The organism is Peribacillus sp. P4_B1 (genome assembly GCF_056402395.1).
This window is the reverse complement of the sequence record NZ_JBFUHM010000112.1, coordinates 1-4,255: the sequence shown is the minus strand read 5'-3', so window position 1 is coordinate 4,255 and position 4,255 is coordinate 1. Positions and strand designations below refer to the sequence as shown.

The 4,255-nt window shown below is 30.3% G+C and carries 3 protein-coding genes; 2 read left to right on the top strand and 1 reads right to left on the bottom strand.

Annotated elements, in window-relative coordinates; translation table 11 throughout:
- Nucleotides 1–994: RES family NAD+ phosphorylase (locus tag AC1DVK_RS26465; RefSeq protein WP_477627781.1), on the top strand; the 994-nt coding region annotated here is incomplete at its 5' end.
- A 578-nt stretch (nt 995–1,572) separates the two neighbouring features.
- On the opposite strand, the gene AC1DVK_RS26460 is transcribed toward AC1DVK_RS26465, so the two are convergent.
- Nucleotides 1,573–2,712 (bottom strand): DUF4062 domain-containing protein, encoded by a 1,140-nt coding sequence (locus AC1DVK_RS26460; protein WP_477627780.1) that lies wholly within the window; start codon nt 2,710–2,712, stop codon nt 1,573–1,575.
- A 395-nt stretch (nt 2,713–3,107) separates the two neighbouring features.
- Between AC1DVK_RS26460 and AC1DVK_RS26455 the strand changes: the two genes are divergently transcribed.
- Nucleotides 3,108–4,255 (top strand): RNA-directed DNA polymerase (locus tag AC1DVK_RS26455; protein WP_477627779.1); only part of this gene is annotated, 1,148 nt, incomplete at its 3' end.

Sequence of the window (4,255 nt, the reverse complement as noted above, 5' to 3'; positions counted from 1 at the left end):
GGCTGAGATGGCGGGGATRCAAAATCTGAGTAAAACTAAATCCTTAGCTAAGATGGCGGGGATGCAAAATCTGAGTAAAACTAAATCCTTAGCTGAGATGGCGGGGATGAAGCTAAAAGTATCTTCTCTAAGTTCCAAGTGGGTTATTTCAAGTCCAGTTATTAAGGAATTGTCTTTATTTAATAGTGAGAAAGACTTAAAGTATATTTTTAATAGAATACCAAAGGATGATTATAAATTAAGTCAAAGTTATGATGAAGATAGTCAGGAATTAGAATATGTTCTTGAAAACAAACAAACCACCAAATCAATTCCTGTGAGGGATATACCAAGAGTATTAGCTGTTACTGATATCGTAACAAGTATAAGTCCGAAAGAAGTTTTTGATCTTTATAGACACTTAGTAGAATATCCAATGCTCGGTTTAATACATCCAGTCGGAAAAAGAGTTTTCGAAGATATTAGTATTAATTTAATTACAGTTGAAAAATTAAACTTGTTTCGAGCAAGATCTCGAGATATGAATAAAAGGAAACTACCATATTCCGATATAGAAATGTTTAAAGCTCCCTATGGAGTATCTGGATATGGAAGATATAACGTTCTTGGTCAAGGTGAATTATATACTTGTAATAATAAAGAGGTAGCTCTAAGTGAAATTGCATCCGACAATCCTAACTTAAGATATGACATTATTGAATGGCAGCTTGTACAACCTGTAAAGTTATTGGATTTAACCCACACGGATTCACCTCTGGTACAATATTGTAGCTTTGAAAAGTCAACACAGCACGGACAAGAGTATATTATGCCTAATTTTCTAGCCCAATGTGCTAAGTATCACGGTGTACATGGGATCATATATAAGAGTGTGGTAGAGCCTCATGCATCTAATTATGTGTTCTTTGATTATGAGCAAAAGTGGTTTAACACCGTAGCATTTGAATGCGACTTTTTACCAATTAACGCTATCCAGCTGTTAAAGGAAAAGTAAGTTAGAAATATTGGAAAGGGTAAAATGAATACCTTTCTTCAGAATAGAAATTTGCAACTCTGCAGGTAGTAGATTTCTACGAAGTTAATATGCATGTTATTCAAAAGCTAGATACTAGAAATACCATCGGACAATCTCTGTGGGGGGTATGTTTAGCGATACAGATATAGTTTTTTAAAAGGCAAGACAATAGTTATACTAGAGGATGGTTATGAATTTGTTGTTCTACCGTGGGGTTAGCCTTATTCCTCAAAATCAGAAAAGGTGAGGGGGGTATTTCTCACCTTTTAAGCCCTCATTTCCATGGGGTAGGTACATAGTAGGTAAACTCACACGTCACGATTTATTTTTATCTCCGATGCTAACTTTTTTATATTAATTCCTTTCATAAGTGGCAAAGTCTTATACAACCAAGTTCTTTAGAATTGATTGCTTTATTAGGCTTAACATTCAGATACTAAAACAGTAGTGTAAACAAAAAATCAAAGGATAATCCTCTTCGATACTTTTCATATCGATCAGCTCAGTTTTTTTACTAATCATCCATTGGGAGATTAATGCAATTAAATTGTACAGAATTAGATTATAGGTTCGCCATCTTTGCGAATTGCGTCATCAAATATTAATTGTTTATTTTCCGAATGTATTTCATAAAATGGTTTATCTATGAATCTGATAAATCTGAAATCCGATATTGACTCATCCAAGATTGCGTTCACAATCGCTTGTTTAGAATCGATATTTAAGTGATTAAACTCATCCCATTGTCTAGTAAAATCGTTAACTATTCTAAAGGGCATTCTAACTTCAAAGAATTTATCATCCTTTAAAATTACATATGTTCTGCGATCGCTGTTATTAACAATTTCCTTTACATTGATAAAAGTTAAAAGTTCATCCCAAGAAATATCTTTGGTTAATAATTCATGTCTCTTCATAGAAATCTGATTGAGAAAGTCAATCATACGTCTATATTTAATTGCACCTTTGGCAGTGTCTTTTAAGTCCGAACTTGAAATAGATGTCATAATAGCAGTTTTAATATCGGCGATTTGATTTGTTATATAATCCATTCTTTTTTCATCTAATTGTTTGTTTTTCTGTTCTGCTAACAATCTTTGAAATAGTCCTGACCACTGTTTTCTTAGATATGATTCTATATCTTCCATTCTTGAAAAAGATATAATACTGTTGTTTTCATTTCTTAGTCTTAGGAAGTTGATAAACTCAAAGATATAATGAGCGGTATCAGGTTTATCTATTGAAGGGAAAATTATAGAGCTTATTATTTCCTTATCTTTATTCTTTTCATAAACTAAGTGATCATGATTAACACTACTATCTATAAACGTAAAGATAGGAATCTCATTTTCAATTGCCTTTAAGACTTCTAATTGGGTAATGGACATACTTTCTTTATCTTCGAAAACTGTTTGACCCTTACTTAACTCCTTTAAGATCTCAAAGTTAAGTTCCTCAAAGGCTTTTGGTATAGCTTTTCCTCCAAAACGTGACCCGACAATTAAAATTAGCATATCACAATTCTCGACTTCTTTTAAACAGCTGGTATGTGTATGGGAACGTGGATCATATAGTATATCTGCGTAATCACTCATAACAGGTTCGTAACCAAAGTTAGAAATAAATCCTCTTAACTGTGATCTAACCACGTTTAAGTCGTAACAAGTTGATGAAATAAATATTTTCGGATTTGCCATGTTTACCCTCCATTTACAATCTATAGTTAAGATTATACAACTAATTTTCCTAGGAGTGAGGAAAACGGCAAGTATTTATGATCAAAACATGTTACTTTTTTGCTTATTAAAAATTAATATTTGTAATTATGTCTGATGTCCGATTGTTCTTAAGATTAATTTTTGGCTAAATACATAATGATATATCGATTTAATAATATAACAGTATTATACAATTTCAGGTTTTTGATTTATAATAGGTATTTAGTATGTAATGTCAATTTTCCTACTTTATGATGCATTTACCAACTTTCAGGAAATGGTTAATGGATATTTAGAGTAAAAGATGGTTAGATGAATCAAATATTTTTAAAAAGAGGTATATCATACTTCTGAGATGTAATTTCATAGAGCAGGTGATTAAAATTATTGAAAAAAAGGATTTTTTAAAAGAAATTGATCGCAATTTCTGGAATGCAATTACCAAGAAAGTATGGTACAAAGATATTATTTTTTATTCTGATTTTCGACGGGAGATAGTGGTAACCGAAATAGTTGATCAATTGAAAAATTTTGAATTTAATTTTAAAACTCCATTATATTATTTTGTTCCAAAAGGTCAGGGTATTCTAAGAACAATCAAAGTATTTAATATACAAGATTTGTGTATTTATTACTATTGTGTAAAGAAGTTACAAGACGAATTAACATCAAAAATTAAAGAGAATCAAAATGTCTTTGGCGGATTCAAATTTTCCCATGACAATCAATCATTAACCCAGAACATGGTAAAGCAGCAAGAAGAAGAGATATATAATATGGATTGGTATGATTTTGAATATGAAACATTTTTGTCGAAGTATCAGTTTAGAAAGGAATGGTCAGATTATCAAAATTTAGCAAAAGAGGCTTACGAAAAGGGATATAATTACTATATTCATATTGATATAGCGCATTTTTATGATGATATAAATCTTGATATTTTAGAAAGGCAAATAAGAAATACAGTTTCGGATCAAGCTCAAATTATCGATTTATTATTTCATTTCTTGAGATTATCAGATAAAAGAGATCTTGGATACACAATGACAAATGTAGGTATACCTCAAGAAGAAATTGGAGAAATGTCAAGGGTGCTAGCTAATTTTTACTTAGTCAATTATGACAATAGGATTATTCACTTTTTAAATGATTTTCTCGGTGAAGGTGAGTATGAATATTTGCGTTATTCTGATGATATGTGGATTTTTTATAATGGTGATAAAGATGATTCCTTTAAAATTGTACAACAAGCATCACTATTATTAAATAGTTTTAAATTACATGTTAATGAAAGTAAAGTGAAAATATTAAATAAATTACAATTTGGAAACCATTGGCATTTTTATACTTGGGATATAATTTATTCTAATTCAAGCGATACTAAGTTAATATTAAAAATTTTTAAAGAGATGATTGAATTTGGAGTGGGTAGAAAAGATTCAATCATAAAATACACTTTAAAAATATTACTTTCCGAATATAAAAAATCAAATTTTTTATTTAGTAAGCAAGATCTCAGAAC